19 protein-coding genes and 1 riboswitch are annotated in these 17,820 nt (G+C 56.6%); of the genes, 3 read left to right on the top strand and 16 right to left on the bottom strand.

What is annotated here, in order from left to right; genetic code table 11:
* The 4 genes from SPL01S_RS04880 to SPL01S_RS04865 all read right to left on the bottom strand — a co-directional run bounded on the left by SPL01S_RS04880 (position 1) and on the right by SPL01S_RS04865 (position 4,276).
* Positions 1 to 888, bottom strand: coding sequence for an amino acid ABC transporter permease (locus SPL01S_RS04880; protein WP_013811858.1), 888 nt, complete (start codon positions 886 to 888; stop codon positions 1 to 3).
* Positions 889 to 929: 41 nt separating this feature from the next.
* Positions 930 to 1,457 (bottom strand): GNAT family N-acetyltransferase, encoded by a 528-nt coding sequence (locus SPL01S_RS04875; RefSeq protein WP_004949547.1) that lies wholly within the window; start codon positions 1,455 to 1,457, stop codon positions 930 to 932.
* A gap of 132 nt (positions 1,458 to 1,589) precedes the next feature.
* Positions 1,590 to 2,915, bottom strand: coding sequence for an LLM class flavin-dependent oxidoreductase (locus tag SPL01S_RS04870; RefSeq protein ID WP_020438625.1), 1,326 nt, complete (start codon positions 2,913 to 2,915; stop codon positions 1,590 to 1,592).
* 197 nt (positions 2,916 to 3,112) lie between these two features.
* Positions 3,113 to 4,276, bottom strand: a complete 1,164-nt coding sequence (locus SPL01S_RS04865) for a M20 peptidase aminoacylase family protein (protein ID WP_063197923.1) — start codon at positions 4,274 to 4,276, stop codon at positions 3,113 to 3,115.
* Positions 4,277 to 4,621: 345 nt separating this feature from the next.
* Between SPL01S_RS04865 and cspE the strand changes: the two genes are divergently transcribed.
* On the top strand, positions 4,622 to 4,831 hold the full coding sequence (cspE, locus tag SPL01S_RS04860; RefSeq protein WP_002210315.1) for a transcription antiterminator/RNA stability regulator CspE: 210 nt from the start codon (positions 4,622 to 4,624) through the stop codon (positions 4,829 to 4,831).
* A 68-nt stretch (positions 4,832 to 4,899) separates the two neighbouring features.
* Here cspE and SPL01S_RS04855 read toward each other — a convergent pair whose 3' ends face one another.
* The 3 genes from SPL01S_RS04855 to crcB form a co-directional block, all read right to left on the bottom strand.
* Positions 4,900 to 6,090: a multidrug effflux MFS transporter gene (locus SPL01S_RS04855; RefSeq protein WP_062869908.1), complete on the bottom strand. Its 1,191-nt coding sequence runs from the start codon at positions 6,088 to 6,090 to the stop codon at positions 4,900 to 4,902.
* Between the two features lie 6 nt (positions 6,091 to 6,096).
* Positions 6,097 to 6,693, bottom strand: a complete 597-nt coding sequence (locus SPL01S_RS04850) for a TetR/AcrR family transcriptional regulator (RefSeq protein WP_004949559.1) — start codon at positions 6,691 to 6,693, stop codon at positions 6,097 to 6,099.
* A 294-nt stretch (positions 6,694 to 6,987) separates the two neighbouring features.
* Positions 6,988 to 7,371: a fluoride efflux transporter CrcB gene (gene crcB / locus SPL01S_RS04845; RefSeq protein ID WP_004949564.1), complete on the bottom strand. Its 384-nt coding sequence runs from the start codon at positions 7,369 to 7,371 to the stop codon at positions 6,988 to 6,990.
* Between the two features lie 77 nt (positions 7,372 to 7,448).
* Positions 7,449 to 7,511, bottom strand: a riboswitch (Fluoride riboswitch).
* An 81-nt stretch (positions 7,512 to 7,592) separates the two neighbouring features.
* On the opposite strand from crcB, the gene SPL01S_RS04840 reads away from it, so the two are divergent.
* On the top strand, positions 7,593 to 8,024 hold the full coding sequence (locus SPL01S_RS04840; RefSeq protein ID WP_063197921.1) for a GNAT family N-acetyltransferase: 432 nt from the start codon (positions 7,593 to 7,595) through the stop codon (positions 8,022 to 8,024).
* On the opposite strand, the gene SPL01S_RS04835 is transcribed toward SPL01S_RS04840, so the two are convergent.
* On the bottom strand, positions 8,021 to 9,082 hold the full coding sequence (locus SPL01S_RS04835) for a diguanylate cyclase (RefSeq protein ID WP_063197918.1): 1,062 nt from the start codon (positions 9,080 to 9,082) through the stop codon (positions 8,021 to 8,023). The genes SPL01S_RS04840 and SPL01S_RS04835 overlap by 4 nt on opposite strands.
* Positions 9,083 to 9,300: 218 nt before the next feature.
* Here SPL01S_RS04835 and tatA point away from each other — a divergent pair, with 218 nt between their 5' ends.
* Positions 9,301 to 9,510 (top strand): Sec-independent protein translocase subunit TatA, encoded by a 210-nt coding sequence (tatA, locus tag SPL01S_RS04830; protein WP_062869911.1) that lies wholly within the window; start codon positions 9,301 to 9,303, stop codon positions 9,508 to 9,510.
* Between the two features lie 96 nt (positions 9,511 to 9,606).
* Here the strand turns inward: tatA and lipA are convergent, their stop codons facing one another.
* The 8 genes from lipA to rlmH form a co-directional block, all read right to left on the bottom strand.
* Positions 9,607 to 10,572 (bottom strand): lipoyl synthase, encoded by a 966-nt coding sequence (lipA, locus tag SPL01S_RS04825; RefSeq protein ID WP_062869912.1) that lies wholly within the window; start codon positions 10,570 to 10,572, stop codon positions 9,607 to 9,609.
* Positions 10,565 to 11,233 carry a lipoyl(octanoyl) transferase LipB gene (lipB, locus tag SPL01S_RS04820; RefSeq protein WP_062869913.1) on the bottom strand — a complete coding sequence of 223 codons (669 nt, stop codon included), beginning with the start codon at positions 11,231 to 11,233 and terminating at the stop codon, positions 10,565 to 10,567. The genes lipA and lipB overlap by 8 nt, the downstream gene beginning before the upstream one ends.
* A gap of 134 nt (positions 11,234 to 11,367) precedes the next feature.
* On the bottom strand, positions 11,368 to 11,631 hold the full coding sequence (gene ybeD, locus SPL01S_RS04815) for a DUF493 family protein YbeD (RefSeq protein WP_004949579.1): 264 nt from the start codon (positions 11,629 to 11,631) through the stop codon (positions 11,368 to 11,370).
* 111 nt (positions 11,632 to 11,742) lie between these two features.
* Entirely contained in the window at positions 11,743 to 12,954 is a 1,212-nt protein-coding gene (gene dacA / locus SPL01S_RS04810; protein WP_006324071.1) for a D-alanyl-D-alanine carboxypeptidase DacA, read from the bottom strand.
* Between the two features lie 241 nt (positions 12,955 to 13,195).
* Entirely contained in the window at positions 13,196 to 14,281 is a 1,086-nt protein-coding gene (gene rlpA / locus SPL01S_RS04805) for an endolytic peptidoglycan transglycosylase RlpA (protein ID WP_063197916.1), read from the bottom strand.
* A gap of 10 nt (positions 14,282 to 14,291) precedes the next feature.
* Positions 14,292 to 15,404 (bottom strand): peptidoglycan glycosyltransferase MrdB, encoded by a 1,113-nt coding sequence (gene mrdB, locus SPL01S_RS04800; protein ID WP_004949591.1) that lies wholly within the window; start codon positions 15,402 to 15,404, stop codon positions 14,292 to 14,294.
* An 8-nt stretch (positions 15,405 to 15,412) separates the two neighbouring features.
* Positions 15,413 to 17,308: a peptidoglycan DD-transpeptidase MrdA gene (gene mrdA, locus SPL01S_RS04795; protein WP_063197913.1), complete on the bottom strand. Its 1,896-nt coding sequence runs from the start codon at positions 17,306 to 17,308 to the stop codon at positions 15,413 to 15,415.
* Positions 17,309 to 17,346: 38 nt separating this feature from the next.
* Positions 17,347 to 17,817, bottom strand: a complete 471-nt coding sequence (gene rlmH, locus SPL01S_RS04790) for a 23S rRNA (pseudouridine(1915)-N(3))-methyltransferase RlmH (protein ID WP_004949595.1) — start codon at positions 17,815 to 17,817, stop codon at positions 17,347 to 17,349.
* Between the last annotated feature and the right edge of the window lie 3 nt (positions 17,818 to 17,820).

The following is a 17,820-nucleotide window of genomic DNA, read 5'->3' as shown; positions in this document are numbered from 1 at the left end:
CTAACGTTTTATCCAGCCGGCCAGTTTCTGCCAGGGTGACGGCGGCAACTCGCGTACTGCGCCTCGGGCAAAATAGCGTTCAATGTAGTATTGGATCACCGACAGCGCGGTGGTGATGAACAGGTACCAGACGGTCGCGACCATCAGCAGCGGTATTACCTGCTGCGTGCGGTTATAGATGACCTGAATGGTGTAAAACAGCTCCGGCAACGCCAGCACGTAAACGATCGAGGTGCCCTTTGCCAGACTGATGATCTCGTTGAAACCGGTCGGAACTATTGATCGCAGCGCCTGCGGCAAAATGATGCGGAAAGTGCGGCGATAGCCCGGCAGACCGAGCGCCGCTGCGGCCTCATGCTGGCCGTATTCCACCCCGAGAATGCCGCCGCGGATGATTTCTGCGGTATAAGCCGATTGCACCAGGGTTAGCCCCAGGACCGCGACGGAAAACTGGCTGAGGATATCGATGGTCGGGTAGCTGGCGAACACCAGCGAGGTAAAGGGAATGCCCAGCGAGATGGAGTCATACAGGTAAGAGAAGTTATACAAGATGATCAGCACCAGAATCAGCGGCAGCGAACGGAACAGCCAGATATAGCCCCAGGCCAGCGAAGCCAACAGATAAGAGCGCGACAACCGCGCCAGCGCCAGCAAGGTGCCGAAAATAATGCTGAACAGCGTGCCGAGCAGCGTCAGCAGCAGGGTTTGCCCCAGGCCGGAAAGCACTGCCGGTGCAAAGAACCACTCGGCAAATACCCCCCATTCCCAGCGCTCGTTGGCCGCCACCGACTGGACGATCGCCGCCAGAATAAACACCGAAAACAGTGCGCCCACCAGCCGCAGCGGATAGCGTGCGGGAACCACTTTTAACACTTCTTGTTTGGACATTGTATTGCTCCTGAAACAGATAAAGGGAGGGGGACCGGCCCCTAGGCAATCTTCCTTTCCTGCGCGCAACAGAGTGCGCCTGCTGTTATCAGGCTTTTGCGAAACGGCAACCGGCCGTCGTAAGGCGGGCGGCTGTAAACTTCACTGTCGACGGTGGGATCGAACTGCGGCTGATAGCCGTTGCTCAGATACAGGCCCACCGCCTCCGGCTGGCGAAAGCCGGTGGTCAGGTAGAGCTGGCGGTAACCCTGTTCTCTTGCCAGCGTTTCCAGTTGCTGCAAGACCTTTTGCGCCAACCCCTGGCGACGCAGGTCGGTTCGCGTCCAGATGCGTTTCAGCTCTGCGGTGTGCGGATCGTAGCGTTTGAACGCGCCCATGGCGATCGGCTCCCCGGCGCGCAGCAGCACGATAAACGCACCCTGTGGCGGGGCGTACAGATCCAGCGCTTCTTGTTCCTGGTCACCAAAATAATCGCCGTAGCGCTGACGGTACTCGCCGAACAGCCCTTCAATCACCGGCTCGACCAACGGGTCGTCCGGCAGTGTTTGGATAAAGACGTCGTTTGCCATCGGTATGCTCCTAGTCGCCCAGACCTTGCTGATTTTTCGCCACGAGGCGACGGGTTTGGATGGCTTTTACATGGATGCCGGCGCCGGTAAAGGTGTTTTGCATAGCGGAATATCCCTGAAAAAATATTATTGTTATTGGGTAAATTGGTTCAGCGGCTGCTTCAGGCCAAGGTGGTCGCGCAGCGTGTCGCCGCTGTAATCGCTGCGGAACAGGCCGCGTTGCTGCAGGATGGGCACAACGCGGTCAATAAAGTGGCCGAAGGAGTTCGGCGTGCCGCCGCTGATGATGAAGCCGTCGGCGGCCTGGGTGTCGAACCAGTTTTGCAGACCGTCCGCTACCGCCTCCGGCGTGCCGCCGAACACCGGGCGCGGCGAGGCGGCTTCCAGCGCCACTTCACGCAGCGTCAGATTACGCTCGCGGGCGTTGCGTTTGATGGCATCGGTAGTGCTGCGGAAGCTGTTTTGCCCTAAATCGCCGATGTCCGGGAAGGGCTCATCCAGCGGATGGCGGGAAAAGTCATAATGCTCGAAATAGCGGCCAAGGTAGTTGAGCGCGTTCTCGATGCTGACCAGACGTGCGGTTTCCCAATATTGGCGTTCCACGTCTTCATTGTCGTCGCCGACGATCACGCTGACGCCCTGGAAAATTCGCAGATCGTCCGGTTCGCGGCCCTGTTCCACCAGTTGGTTTTTTACGTCCTGATAAAACGCCTGCGCCAACTGCTGGGTTTCATGGTGGGTGAAAATGGCATCGGCGTGTTTAGCCGCCAACTGCTTGCCGTCTTCCGACGCACCGGCCTGGAACAAGATCGGGCGGCCCTGCGGCGTACGGCCGATATTCAGCGGCCCTTGTACCGAGAAGAATTCCCCCTGGTGGTTCAGGGTATGCAGCTTGCCGGCGCTGAAAAATTCGCCGCTGTTTTTGTTCCGCACAAAGGCGTCACTTTCCCACGAGTCCCATAGCCCTTTGGTGACATCGAGATACTCACTGGCGATGCGATAACGCAGGCTGTGCTCCGGGTGTTCGGTGCGCGAGAAATTCTTTGCCGACCCTTCCAACGGCGACGTCACCACGTTCCAGCCCGCCCGACCTTTGCTCAGGTGATCCAGGCTGGCGAACTGGCGCGCGACGGTAAAGGGATCGCTGTATGAGGTGGACAACGTGCCCACCAGCCCGATTTTGTCGGTGGCGGCGGACAGGGCGGCAAGCAGGGTCAGGGGTTCAAAACGGTTAAGGAAATGCGGAATGGATTTCTCATTGATATATAAGCCGTCGGCAACAAACACGAAATCCAATTTACCCTGTTCGGCTTTTTTCGCCGTGGCAATATTAAAATCGAGATTAATGCTGGCGTCGGCGGTGGCATCCGGATGCCGCCAGGCAGACATATTTCCCGATGCGCCATGCAAAATGGCGCCAAGACGCAATTGCCGTTTGTTTTTCGCATTGTTGCTCATTGCTTTCACCCTGTTAAGTGCCGCTGTGGCGCTATCTGTCGAGCTCCCACTATTGATGAGCGTCCTCAGGATGTAAAACAACAAAACAGCATATTCAAATGTTGAAATAGCAAATATCGTGGCGTGTATGGATGACGGGAAAATAATAAATCGCAGCGCAGAAGAGGCTGCGCCGCGAAATAATAATGAGGGGAGTTTTACGCCTTGCTGGTGATTTTTTCCGGCGCGGTGGCTAATTGTTGCAGCGTGCGCTCAGCGAGTAGCTCGAAATATTGCGAGGCCGGGAAGATCGCCTGTTCATCCGGGTTAAAGCGCGGGTGGTGTAAACCGAACTCACTGGCTGAACCGATACTGACAAAAGCGCCCGGCACGTGGTGCAGATAAAGCGCGAAATCCTCGCCGCCCATCTGCAGATCCGCTTCTTCTACCCGATAACCGGCTTCGGCGGCGACGATTTTGCTGAAAGCCGCCCAACGCGCGTCGTTGACCACCGCCGGTGGGCCTGGCTGCCAGCGCAGTTCCGCCTGCGCGCCAAGCGATGCGGCTACGCCGTTAATCACCTGGCGGATTTTGTCCGGGACCTGATGGCGGACTTTCTCGTTGTGGGTACGCACCGTGCCTTCCAGTTCCACGGTCTGCGGCAACACGTTCCAGGTGTTGCCACCCTCGATGCGCGTCACGCTCACCACCAGCGACTCCAGCGAGCTAAAGCTGCGGCTGGGCAGGGTTTGCAACGCGTTGACAATTTGGCTGGCGGTGACGATGGTGTCTACGCCTTGCTCCGGTTTGGCGGCATGTGCGCCTTTGCCGGTGATCAGGATCTGGAAGCGATCGACGTTGGCGTAAAATGCTCCGGCGCGGGTGGCGAAGGTGCCGGTCGGCAGCTCCGGCGCATTATGCAGGCCGAATACCGCAGCCACGTTATCCAGCGCACCGGCGTCGATCAGATGCTGGGCACCGTTAAAGGTTTCCTCTGCCGGTTGGAAGAAAATACGTACCGTGCCGGGCAGGGTGGCCTCGCGCGCTTTCAGCAAATGCGCTGCGCCGAGCATCACCGAGGTATGAAAATCATGCCCGCAGGCGTGCATGACGCCGCTATTTTGCGAACTGAAGGGAACGCCGGAGATTTCTTCTATCGGCAGGGCGTCAATATCGCCGCGCAGCGCAATGATCGGGCCTTTGCCGCTGCCGATTTCGGCGACCACACCGGTCTTAAGCCCCAGCGGCAGAATACGGATACCCGCCTCTTCCAGCCAGCGGGTGAGGCGGGCGGTAGTGGCAAACTCGTGGTTGGACAGCTCAGGGTTCTGATGCAGTTCACGGCGGTAGGCGACGATCTTCTCGGCCAGTTGGCTGGTCATAGTCTTGGCTCACAGTGGTTGATAAGCTCTAACCCTAGTGCAGCTCGGCCGGAAGCAAAAAGACTATCTGGTTATATTTCATAGCGATTATGTCTGCATCACGCTGGCAACGAACGCTGCCGGGGCTGAAACAGGCGTTCGGCCGTTGTTCGATGGAGATTAAAGAGCATTGAGCTGTCAAGACTGGTTACAACAAGCGGTGCAAGAGATTTACAGTGGGCGATACCGATTTTTTCACTCTTTATCGGTTTTATGTGATCCAGGTTGTGGACAAAATCCGGTCTAATTGCTGTACTGTACTGGACACAGGTTCAGTGTCTTACATTCACGTTAAAGGTAAGTTTGATGTCTAAGATTAAAGGTAGCGTTAAGTGGTTTAATGAATCCAAAGGCTTCGGCTTCATTACCCCGGAAGATGGTAGCAAGGACGTTTTCGTTCACTTCTCTGCCATCGCTAGCAATGGTTTCAAAACTCTTGCTGAAGGCCAGCGTGTAGAATTTGAAATCACGAACGGTGCCAAAGGGCCATCTGCTGCTAACGTTATCGCTATCTAAGCTACAGTAGCCGAAATTCTTAAAACCCGCTCCCTGAGCGGGTTTTTTATTGCACTTTTTACGGTGCCTTACGCCTGAGGTTTGCGCACCAGCAGGGTGAACAGCACGATGGCAATGGCGTAACAGCCGACAATGGTCAGCGCCATCGACACGCTGGAAGTGCCGCCCAACCCAGTAATAGGCACGCTGCACGCGCCGAGCGCGAACATGCACACGCCGATCAACGCCGAGGCGCTGCCGGCTTTGTCGCCCTGGCTTTGCATCGCCAATGATGACGCCGTAGGGCCGACAATGCCGATCACGGCCACTGAGAAGAACAGCGGTACCATCAGCAGCGCCAGCGGTGCGTGGAGGCTACCTGCCAGCAGCAACAGCAGCGAGGCGACAGCCGCTAATGTCAAGCCACCTTTCAGCACTAGCCTTTCCCCCCAGCGCGCGCTCAGACGGCTGGCAAGCTGCGCAGAAATAATCAAACCGACGCCGTTAACGGCAAAGCACAGGCTGAACATCTGCGGGCTGAGGCCATAAATCTGCTGCAATACGAAGGGAGATGCGCCGATGTAGGCGAACATCCCGGCCATGACGAACCCCTGCGTCAGGCACAGGCCCATAAACTGGCGCTGGGTCAGTAACCCGCCCAGCGACATCAGCATGGCCAAAATGCCACCCTGGCTGCGGCGTTCCACGGGCAGCGATTCACGCAGCTTAAGGCTTGAAAGGGTAAACAGCAGCACGGCAATGGCCGCCAGTACGCCGAAAATCCCGCGCCAGTCCATCAATTGCAGCATGGCGCCGCCCAGCACCGGCGCAATAATCGGCGCCAGGCCGTTAACCAGCATCAGCAGAGCGAAGAAGCGCGTCAGTTCATGTCCGGCATAGAGATCGCGCGCGATGGCACGAGAGATCACCGCACCGCCGGCACCGGCCAGCCCCTGCAACAGGCGGGCGATCAGCAACTGGTCGATATTTGGCGCCAGCGCGCACCACAGAGAGGCGGCCAGCAACAGCACCAGCGACAGCAGCAGCGGCCGCATGCGGCCGAGCTTGTCGCTGAAGGGGCCAAATATCAGTTGGCCGACGCCCAGCCCAAGCAGGCCGGCAGTCAGGCTGAGCTGCGCCGTGGCGGTGGACGTATTCAACTCGCCGGCCATTTCCGGCAGGGCGGGCAGGTAGAGATCGGTGCACAGCGGCCCCAGTGCGGCCAGCAGGCCAAGCACCACCGCGTACACCAGACGTTGTCTGGATAAGTGTCTGGTCATGGGAAATTAGGGTTTCCTGAATAGGTGAGAGATAGCTTGTTGATACAGGCCGTTCAGCAAGCTGACATCGGCTTTTTGCGTGGTAAGGATGCGATAACCTGTGCCTTCGCTTAAGACGGCGACAAATTCCACCCGTGCGGCGATTTCCTGTTCGGTGAAATACGGGTACATCCGCTGCAGGTTTTGGCAGACGTGATGGAACAACCGCGTTTCCGCGTCGCTGAGCATTTTCGCCACCACCGGGTTGCGCGTGGCTTCGGCGGTGACTTCCAGCATCAGCATATGGTCAGTTTCGTTTTCACCGGGTTGTTGGAACAGCGCGCGCGCCGACAGGGTGCTGGCGATCAGGTTAATGTGATCGCCAAGATCCTCCAGACGCTGCATTTTACTGGCGATAATACGGTTGACGATTTCTTCGATGATCGCGTCTTTATTGGCGAAATAACGGTAGATTTGACCGACGCTGAGCTGCGAAGCCTGGGCGATTTCCGCCATGCTGGCGGCGTGAAAACCATGCCGACGAAAACAGACTTTCGCCGCCTCGACGATTTGATCGCGGCGGGCTTGCGCTTTGGCTTGCCTGCTGTCGCTGGTGGATATCATTTCCCGATCCTTTGCCAAGAGAGGGGTTCGCATTCTGGGTGCGAACGTTCATTCTCAATTGTAATGCAAGAACGGCAGCAGGGGAACTATAAAGGGAGGATCCTGTGGGGGCGAAGCGTCAGGCGAACAGATAGACCTTGATGAAAGCGGCGACAATCAGCAGGCACAGCAGGGTAGCGATCACTTCAGCGGCGGTTTTGGGCAGGCGAAACATCAGAATTCTCATCCAGTTTGGGACACTGGATGAGATTATGCGCATGGCTGATTAAGGAAACATTAAGAGAACGAAATCAGCTACTGCCCGTTAACCCAGATGACCAGCATAAACGCCAGCAAGGTCATCGCCAGGGAGCCGGCCAGATTGAGCAGCATATTGGCCAGCGCCCAGGCAAAACGGCCATCCTGCAGCAAGTACACCACCTCCAGCGAAAACGTGGAGAAGGTGGTTAAACCGCCGCAGAAGCCGGTGGTAATCAGCAATTTCCAGGTGGGATCCAGGTGCGTCATGCGGGTAAAGGTGGCGATGGCCAACCCGATGATAAAACCGCCCACCAGGTTCACCGCCAATGTGCCCAAAGGGATATGCGCGTTAAGCGGATTCATCTTCATGCTGATAACCCAACGCAGCACGCTGCCGACACCACCGCCAATAAAGACTGCCAGTAAAGAACTCAACATGGTTGAAATACCTTTCACTAAAAGGGAAAACCAAGGCTCAGAAAGGGGTTGGCGCAACGCTACGCACCCCTTTGAGAGGTTACGTAGACATCATCAGCCTGTGAAGGCGGTTATGGAGGAATGTCATCTCCGTTGTTCGGCGCCGCTTTTTGCCGCGCAGGCTGGATCTTACACCTGGCGTTGCCTATTTTGTAGTATCTGTGACGGAGGAAACAACTGAAATGAAAGTGAGAACGGCGGTACAGGCTGATAAAGAAGCTATTGTGGTGTTAATGGCTGCGCTGGATTACGCCGGAACCGAGGCATTTATTGACGCGCGTCTGGCGCAACTATTGGCGCATCCCGATGAAGCGTTGCTGGTCGCGGCCGACGATGACGATAATGAGGTGCTGGGGATTTTGTCGCTGCATTTCTTGCCGCAGTTGGCGTTGGCCGGAGATATTTGCCGGATCAGCTATTTTTGCGTTGATAGCCACGCGCGTGGCCTGGGCGTCGGCCAGTTATTGCTGGCTGAAGGAGAAGCATTGGCCCGCCGGCGCGGCTGCGATCGCCTTGAAGTGCATTGCCACAGCCGCCGTGAACGGGCCCACGCGTTCTATCAGCGGGAGGGCTTTTTTGAAGCTCCTAAATACTTTGCCAAGTTATTAAGTTAGTTGCCGGGCACCGCCAGTTCCAGCCGGTTGCGGCCATTGTTTTTTGCCCGGTACAGCGCGTTGTCGGCGGCTTTCAGCCAGTCCAGATAGCCGCCCATTTCACCGTGGTAATCGGCTATACCGGCGCTGATGTTCAGCCGCAACTGCGGCGCTTCACGAAAAATAATGTCGTTCAATCGTTCCTGGATGCGCTGCAGCGCAATGCTGGCCTGTTCGGCACTGGTGTTCGGCAGTACTGCGCCAAATTCGTCCCCGCCATAACGCCCGACAATATCCACGGCACGCAGGCCGATTAACAGCTCTTCCGCCAGCACCGCCAGCACCTCGTCACCCAGCGCATGGCCGAAGGTGTCATTGATGGTTTTAAAACGATCGACATCCATCAGGATCAGGGTCGCAGTGTGTTGGTAACGGCGGCAACTGTCGAATTGGTGATGCAGCAAATGTTCCCAATGGCGGCGATTGTACAACCCGGTCAGGCCGTCACGCATGCTGATGCGCAGCAGCTCCTGTTTTTTCTGCGCTAATCGTTTGGCGGTGCGGTAGGTGACTAACCCCAACAGGGCCGGGTAGAGGTAGATCATCGGCAGGCAGAGGTAGATCTGTAGCGGCGTGCTCTGTGGCTGGAAGGGAAAACCCAACAGGGCGCTGACCGTCAGGGCGCCGGCCAGCTGTGCCACCAGCCCTTTAAAGAACAGTGTCTTGCCGGCGGCGGCAATATTGTTCATGCCCATCATCGACAGAATGACCACCGACGGCAATGCATTGAAGGCCATCATCGCTGCCCACAGACCGCCAAAAAACGAATCGATCAGCAGGTTGCGGGTTTCCGCCTTGAAGGGCGTGGCAGAGCGACGCGCCCATTGGTAGGCGACATGCGGCCAAATAAAACCGTGAAAAATCAGCAGGCCCCACACCCAGGGGGCCGAAGGCTGGGAATGGAGCACCGAAAATACGCACAGAAAACCAATCCCCAGGCCGACGATGCGTGGCAGATAGGTACGTCTGGCGAAGCTGAGGCCGGATCGTCTGGTATCGATAACTGATGGTGCATACATCCTGCAGCTCCCTGATAGGTGTAACGACAGCGTACCATGCAGCGTGATAACTCAGAATAGTCTGATTAATGCGCAATGTATTTAAAAGAGGTCTCGGCGCAGGGATCTCACTCTGTTACATGTTGCTGTTGTCTTGGCTTGGCGAAAGTAGGTAAATAACCCTAGGCAAGGTTTGTTTTTCGCTGCCTCTGCAGCGCTATATGAATAAGAAGGTGAGTATGGAAGGTATCAGTATTACCAAACTTCTGGTGATTGCGGTGTTGGTTATCTTGCTGTTCGGTACCAGCAAACTGCGCACCTTGGGTGCCGATCTGGGCGCTGCGCTGAAGGGCTTTAAAAAGGCCGTGGGCGACGACACGACTCCGCCGCCGGCAAACACGGCAGAAAGCCAATCCAACCCGCAGAGCGTCGAAAAGAAAGACGTGTAATCACGCTTTCTGTTTGGCAATAAAAAAACGGATGCCGCAAGGACATCCGTTTTTTGGCGTTTCCGCAAGCTTAAGCGTAACAAGTTGTTACCGCATTTACTTCACTTCCATCCCTTTCGCCTGTAAATCGGCATGGTAGGAGGAACGAACAAACGGGCCACAGGCCGCATGGGTAAAGCCCATCGCCATCGCTTCTTCTTTCATTTCATCGAATTCGGCCGGGCTAACATAGCGCTGTACCGGCAGGTGATGACGGCTTGGCTGCAGGTACTGGCCCAGGGTCAACATGGTGACGCCGTGGCGACGCAGGTCGCGCATGACTTCAACGATTTCCGCATTGGTTTCCCCCAGGCCGACCATCAGACCGGATTTGGTTGGGATGTGCGGGTGCGCTTCTTTAAACCGTTCGAGCAGTTTTAGCGACCATTCGTAGTTGGCGCCCGGACGAACCTGGCGGTAGACGCGCGGTACGTTTTCCAGATTGTGGTTGAACACGTCCGGCGGCGTCTCTGTCAGAATTTCCAGCGCGCGATCCATACGGCCACGGAAATCCGGCACCAGCGTTTCAATTTTGATGGTCGGGTTTTTCACGCGAATGGCGGCGATACAGTCGGCAAAGTGCTGAGCACCGCCGTCACGCAGGTCGTCGCGGTCAACCGAAGTGATCACTACATAGCGCAGGCCCATGTCGGCGATGGTCTGAGCCAGTTTCTCCGGTTCGTTGGCATCCGGGGCCACCGGACGGCCGTGGGCCACGTCGCAGAACGGGCAACGGCGGGTACAGATAGCGCCCAGGATCATAAAGGTGGCGGTGCCGTGGTTAAAGCATTCAGACAGGTTCGGGCAGGAAGCTTCTTCGCACACCGAATGCAGACCGTTTTTACGCATGGCGGCTTTAATGCCCTGAATGCGCGTAGAGTCGGCAGGGAGTTTGATCTTCATCCACTCGGGTTTACGTAACAGCTCCTGCCGTTCGGTGACCACCGTTTTAACCGGGATCAACGCCATTTTGTCTGCATCGCGGTATTTAACGCCGCGTTCCATCTGAATTGGTTTACTCATAATCGTGCAGGTTCCAGTTACGAAGCTCGACCTTCGGGTAGCCGAGTAAATGAACAAATTCCTGTACCAGGATTGGGTGTACGTCTTCTATGCCTACGCCGGGCACCAGCGCGCTGACCTGCGCCATTTGCATACCGGCGTAACCGCAAGGGTTGATACGTTGGAAGGGGTTGAGATCCATGGCCACATTCAGCGCCAGGCCGTGAAATGAACGGCCTTTGCGGATCCGCAAACCCAACGAACAGATTTTTTGTTCCCCCACGTAAACACCGGGCGCATCCGGGCGGGCGCGCGATTCGATATGAAAGTGGGCGAGGGTATTAATAACGGTATCTTCGATAGCCGTGACCAGTTGGCGAACGCCAACCTTGTTGCGTTTCAGATCGATCATCACGTACATCACCTGCTGCCCTGGACCGTGGTAGGTCACCTGGCCGCCGCGATCGCTCTGGACCACCGGAATATCACCCGGCATTAACAGATGTTCCGCTTTACCGGCCTGGCCCTGGGTAAACACGGGCTGATGCTGAACCAACCACAGCTCATCGGGCGTGGTATCGGTTCTGCGATCGGTGAAGTTGTGCATGGCTTGGGATACAGGCTCATAGGGCTGCAACCCCAGCTGACGCAAAATGATCTTGTCTGGTTGCAAAAGAGTCATCGTCAGGTTACAGAAGTGGTAATGCCATTATACCGGGCGCTCTGGCCGGCGACCAGCATTTAGCTGACCAAAAATGCGCAACCCGGGCAGACGATCCTCTGGCCCGGGTTGGTTAGCAGGGTTTTGTGCTGGAATTACAGCACCATGCGGACAATTTCAATGTTGCCCAATTCATCATATAACGTCTCAACCTGGTCGATATGGGTGGCGTTGATGGTGATGGAAACGGAGTGGTAATTGCCTTTGCTGCTCGGTTTGACTTCAGGGTTGTAATCCCCGGGAGCATGGCGCTGCACCACTTCAACCACCTGGTCCACCAGCTCAGGTTGTGCCAGGCCCATTACCTTGTAGGTAAACGAGCAAGGGAATTCGAGCAGTTCGTTCAGTTTAGTTTTCATGTGCGCTCCAGAGTGCTGCTATCAACATAGCGAATCTATAAATTATAACTCCCGCCGGAGCGGGAGTTAATGTTAATCAGTATATGAGGGCAATTTTGCCCGTTTCAACTGTTAACCGAACCAGTGGTGGAACATCAGTTTGATATAATCCACGATGCGGCTGAAGAAACCGCCTTCTTTCACTTCGTTCATTACCACCAGAGGGCGCTGATCGATGGTTTTGCCATCCAGCTGGAAGTTGATGCTGCCGACAACCTGGTTTTTGGCCAGTGGCGCATGAATCTCCGGTGTGTTCAGCACGTAGCTGGCTTTGAGATCTTTCATCCGGCCGCGTGGGATGGTCAGGTAGACGTCTTTGTCCACGCCCAGCTCAACGCGATCCGAATCGCCGAACCAGACCGGTTCAGACGCAAACTCTTTGCCCACTTTCAGCGGTGCAACGGTTTCGAAGAAGCGGAAGCCCCAGGTCAGCAGTTTCTTGCTTTCGGTTTCACGGCCTTTATAAGTCCGACCGCCCAGTACCGCAGAGATCAGGCGCATCTGGCCTTCGGTGGCGGAAGCCACCAGGTTGTAGCCTGCCGCATCGGTATGGCCGGTTTTGATGCCGTCCACGTTCAGGCTGGTGTCCCACAACAGACCGTTACGGTTCATCTGACGGATATTGTTGAAGGTGAACTCTTTTTCTTTATAAATCGCGTATTCGTCCGGCACGTCGCGGATCAGCGCCTGGCCGATCAACGCCATATCGCGCGCCGAGCTGTACTGGCCCTGTGCGTCGAGGCCGTGTACCGTCTGGAAGTGGGTGTTTTGCAGGCCCAGCTTGCTGACGTAGGTGTTCATCAGGTTAACGAACGCGTCCTGGCTGCCGGCCACGTAATCGGCCATCGCTACGCAGGCGTCGTTACCGGATTGCAGGTTGATGCCGCGGGTCAGTTTGGATACCGGCACGCGATCGCCTGGCTTCAGGAACATCAGCGAAGAACCTTTGAATACCGGGTTGCCGGTCGCCCAGGCATCTTGTCCCACGGTAACCATGTCTTCCGGGCCGATTTTACCCGCTTTCAGCGCCTGGCCGATGACGTAGCTGGTCATCATTTTTGTCAGGCTGGCCGGATCGCGGCGCGCGTCGGCATTCATTTCCGCCAAAACTTTACCGGAGTTGTAATCAATCAGGACGTAGGCTTCCGCATCGATTTGCGGCACTCCTGGGATCATGGTTTTGATATTAACGTCATCGGCTTGCGCAACGGAAGCTGCACTCATCGCGATAACGGAGCCGAGCGCTATGCTCTTGATTAAGCGAAAAGAAGTTACTTGTTTCATGATCGAGAGGACAACATCCATGAGGGTAAAGTTAAAAACGAGCCACACTATAACAGATGAGATTCCGGCAGGCATTATCCATTCATCTGACTAATAGCGCTTTACCGGCATTTTGCTGAAAGAAAATGTTTCAGCTAGAGAAACGCTTATCAGTCGCGATCGCCCGCCGGGGCTTCATGCTTTTGACCTTTCAAGCTGCAGCAGTGTCGGCTGCAGCTTGAAATTGATCGGGTATCTTTGTTTAGGGTGCAGCAGTGACAAAAGATTGTTGTTGCGCTTCCGCAGCCAAGCGCTGTTGCAACTGTGCCGCCTGCTGGCGATCGCTGAACGGGCCTAACTGTACGCGGTAGACACCGCCGCTGGCCGCAACCTTGCCTGGCACGCCAAATTGCCGGCTCAGGCTCTGTTGCCAGGTTTGTGCGCGTTCAGCGCTGCTGAGTGCACCAACCTGGACGACATAGCTCCCGGCGGAAGAGGCTCCGGCAGCAACGGCTGCGGTGGCGGCGACGGGGGCTGCAATGGCGGCGGCGGTGACGGCCGGTTCAGGTTCTGAACCTTCCAACACGCCGGCGGGAACCTGGCTTGGTGCGCCGAGGAAGCCGGTGCGGCTGCTGCCGGCAGCGGCGGCTGGGGCGTTGTCACCGGTGTCCAGGCTGTTGTTATCTATTGGACGTACTGCGGCGCCGCTGGCGATGGGGGCTTCCTGCTGCACGGGAGTTCCCATGCTGCTCGAGCCAAGATCGGGGCGCGACGGCAGGGCGTAGCTTTGTTTGGCGACGATTGTCCCTATGGTGCCGGGGCCGCTCAGGGTGCCATCCGGCGCCACGTTGATGAAATCAACTTTAACCTTGGTGTTGTTGGACAGGTTCAGACGGTCGGCAACGGCTTTCGACAGATCGATAATGCGGCCATTGGTGTAAGGCCCGCGATCGTTCACGCGTACCACCAGTTGGCGGCCGTTGGCGAGGTTGGTCACGCGCACGTAGCTTGGGATCGGCAACGTAGGGTGCGCGGCGGTGAGGCCGTTAGGATCGAACTGCTCGCCCAGCGCGGTGGTGTTGCCCCGGGCTTCTTCGCCATAGGAGCTGGCCAGACCGGTCTGCGAGAAATTCTGCGGGTCCTTCACGATGCGGTAAGTATCGCCATTAACCTTATAATCCTGCAGGGTGCCAGGGTTATAGGGTTCATATTGAGGCTCAACGCCGCCGATTTCCACCACCGGCCCGTTATACGGCTGCTGCGGCGGCGCCTGCTGTTCCGTGGTCGGGGAGGTACAGGCGGAAAGCAACACAGCCACTACGCCGACCCAAAGCCATTCCTTACGCATTACTCACCTCTTATAAACTTTTAGACAGCATTTTCCGATGCGTGTGGATCGACATGATAATGCCGAACCCAGCCATAAGTACGATCAGCGCCGAACCCCCGTAACTGACCAGAGGCAAAGGTACGCCAACTACCGGTAAAATGCCACTGACCATACCAATGTTAACAAACACATAAACGAACAGAATCAGCATCAGGCCGCCGACCATGACGCGGCCGAAGGTTGTCTGCGCCTTGGCGGCGATCATCAGCCCGCGGATAATCACCAGCAGGTACAGCGCCAACAGCACCAGCACCCCAATCAGCCCGAGTTCCTCGGCCAATACCGCGAAGATGAAGTCGGTATGGCGCTCCGGCAAGAACTCCAACTGCGACTGGGTGCCGTGCAGCCAGCCCTTGCCGGACAGGCCGCCGGAACCTATGGCGATTTTCGACTGAATAATATGGTAGCCGGCACCGAGCGGATCGCTTTCCGGATCGAGCAGCATCATGACGCGGTCGCGTTGATAGCCGTGCATCAGGAAGAACCACAGCACGGGAATAAAGGCCGCCAGCATCACGGCGGCAACGGCGATCAGCTTCCAACTCATGCCGGACAGGAACAGCACGAACAGACCGGAGGCGGCGATAAGAATCGACGTGCCCAGGTCCGGCTGTGCAGCAACCAGCAGGGTCGGCAGGAAAATCAGCACCAGCGCAATGGCGGTATTCTTCAGCGAAGGCGGGCAGACGTCGCGGTTCATAAAGCGAGCAACCATCAGCGGAACGGCGATTTTAGCGATTTCTGACGGCTGGAAGCGAACAAAGCCGAGATCCAGCCAACGCTGAGCACCTTTACTGATCTGCCCGAACGCGTCCACCATGATCAGCAGAATCACGCAGAAAATGTACAGATAGGGCGCCCAGCTTTCATAGACCCGCGGCGGGATCTGAGCCATTACGCCCATCACGATCAGGCCCATGACGATCTGGCCGATTTTGCGTTCCATCATGCCGATATCCTGGCCGCTGGCACTCCACATCACGAATGCGCTGTAGACCAGCAGGGCCAGAATGAATAACAGGAAAGTGGGGTCGATATGGATTTTGGTCCAGATCGAGCCTTTTTGTTGGCTTTCAGTCATGTTCTACCTTAATCACCTTCTACACCAGGCGGCAGTGGAGCCTCGGAGGGTAATTGCGTATTGTTGTCGCCCAGCAGGATATGGTCGAGGATCTGACGGGTAATCGTCCCGACCGCCGGACCGGAACCGCCGTTTTCCAAAATGATGGCGACCGACACCGTTGGATTGTTGTACGGCGCAAAGGCGGTCATCAGTTTGTGGTCACGCAGATGCTCTGCGAGTTTGTGGGCGTTATAGGTTTCGTAGCCGAATACCTGTGCGGTACCCGATTTTGCCGCGGCTTTGTAGGGTGCATCCGCGAAGTACTTACGCGCCGTCCCGTTAGGGCGGTTGGCGACACCATACATGCCGTCTTTGGCAATTTCCCAGAAGCCGGAATGAATATCGCCGATCTGCGTGTTCTCTTCCTGACGGAACGGCACCAGCGCACCGTTGATTCGGGTGCTCTGCATCAGATGCGGCGTTTTGACGTTGCCGTCGTTAATCAGGGTATTCAGCGCCTTGGACATCTGGATCGGCGTTGCCGTCCAGTAGCCCTGACCGATGCCCACCGGAATGGTGTCGCCCTGATACCAGGGTTTTTTATAGCGTTTGAATTTCCAGTCGCGGGTCGGCATCAGGCCGGAACGTTCTTCGGAAAGATCGATGCCGGTGTACTGGCCGTAGCCAAACTTGGTCAACCAGGTCGACAGGCGATCGATGCCCATGTCGTACGCCACCTGATAGAAGAAGGTATCTGCCGATTCTTCCAGCGCTTTGGTGACGTTCAGGCGGCCGTGGCCCCATTTTTTCCAGTCGCGAAAGCGTTTTTCCGAACCGGGCAACTGCCACCAGCCGGGATCGAACACTATGGTGTTTTTGGTGATCACCCCGGCGCTGAGCGCCGAGACGGAAATATAGGGTTTCACCGTTGACGCCGGCGGGTAAACCCCTTGCGTGGCACGGTTGATCAGTGGCCGGTTAGGATCGTTCAACAGCCCCTGGTAATCCTTGTTGGAGATGCCGTCCACGAACAGGTTCGGGTCATAGCTGGGGTTGGAGACCATCGCCAGAATGCCGCCGGTGCGCGGATCGCTCACCACCACTGCCGCCCGACTGCCCACCAGCAATTGCTCGATATAGCGTTGCAGGTTGAGATCCAGCGTCAGGTAAACGTCCTGGCCGGCGGAAGGTGGCTGCTCGTGCAACTGACGGATTACCCGACCGCGGTTGTTGACCTCGACCTCTTCGTAGCCGGTTTTGCCATGCAGGGTGTCTTCGTAATAGCGCTCGATACCCAGCTTGCCGATATCGTGGGTGGCGGCGTAGTTCGCCAGCTTGCCGTCTTTGTCCAACCGCTCGACGTCGCGATCGTTGATCTTCGAGACGTAACCGGTGACGTGAGTGAGGGCGGAACCATAAGGATAATAGCGGCGCTGGTAGCCTTTCACTTCCACGCCAGGGAAGCGGAACTGATTGACCGCAAAGCGGGCGACCTGCACTTCGTTCAGTGCGGTTTTCACCGGGATGGAGACGAAACGGCGTGAGCGCTTGCGCTCTTTCTCGAAGTTGGTGATGTCGTCGTCGGTCAGATCAACCACCGGACGCAGCGCCTGCAGCGTCGCTTTCAGATCGTCGATCTTTTCCGGCATCAGCTCCAACTGATAGATAGTGCGGTTGAGCGCCAGCGGGGTGCCGTTACGATCGTAAATAATGCCGCGGCTGGGGGCGATAGGCACCAGCTTGATGCGGTTTTCGTTGGAACGGGTGCGGTAATCCTCAACGCGGACAATTTGCAGATTATACAGATTGGCGATCAGGGTGCCGCTCAGCACCAGAATGACCAAAAACGCCACCAGGGCGCGGCGTACAAACAGGGCAGATTCAGCCGTATAGTCGCGAAAAGGGTTACGTTCTATTTTCATCCCGCTGCTTTATTTCACTCTGTCACTGTCACCACCGGTTATTCCCGGTGGTAAGGATGATTTGTTGTAATACTCCAGGCGCGATAGAGGCTTTCAGCCACCAATACGCGCACTAAAGGATGCGGCAAGGTCAATGGCGAGAGCGACCAGCTTTGTTCGGCAGCGGCTTTGCAGGCCGGTGCCAGCCCTTCAGGGCCGCCAATCAGCAGGCTGACGTTGCGGCCATCCTGCTTCCAGCGTTCGAGCTGTTGCGCCAACTGCGGCGTTTCCCACGGCGTACCGGGGATATCCAGCGTGACAATGCGGTTGCCTTTGCCCACCGCAGCCAGCATCTGCTCGCCTTCCTTTTCCAGAATGCGTTTGATGTCGGCATTCTTGCCGCGCTTGCCTGCCGGGATTTCGGTCAGCTCAAACGGCATGTCTTTCGGAAAACGATGCAGATAATCCATAAATCCGGTCTGCACCCAGTCTGGCATCTTAGTGCCGACCGCTACCAGTTGCAGTTTCACCGC

Source organism: Serratia plymuthica NBRC 102599 (assembly GCF_001590925.1).
In the GTDB taxonomy this organism is placed as follows: domain Bacteria; phylum Pseudomonadota; class Gammaproteobacteria; order Enterobacterales; family Enterobacteriaceae; genus Serratia; species Serratia plymuthica.
Note: the sequence above shows the minus strand (reverse complement) of the source record. Positions and strands in the feature narration are given on the sequence as shown.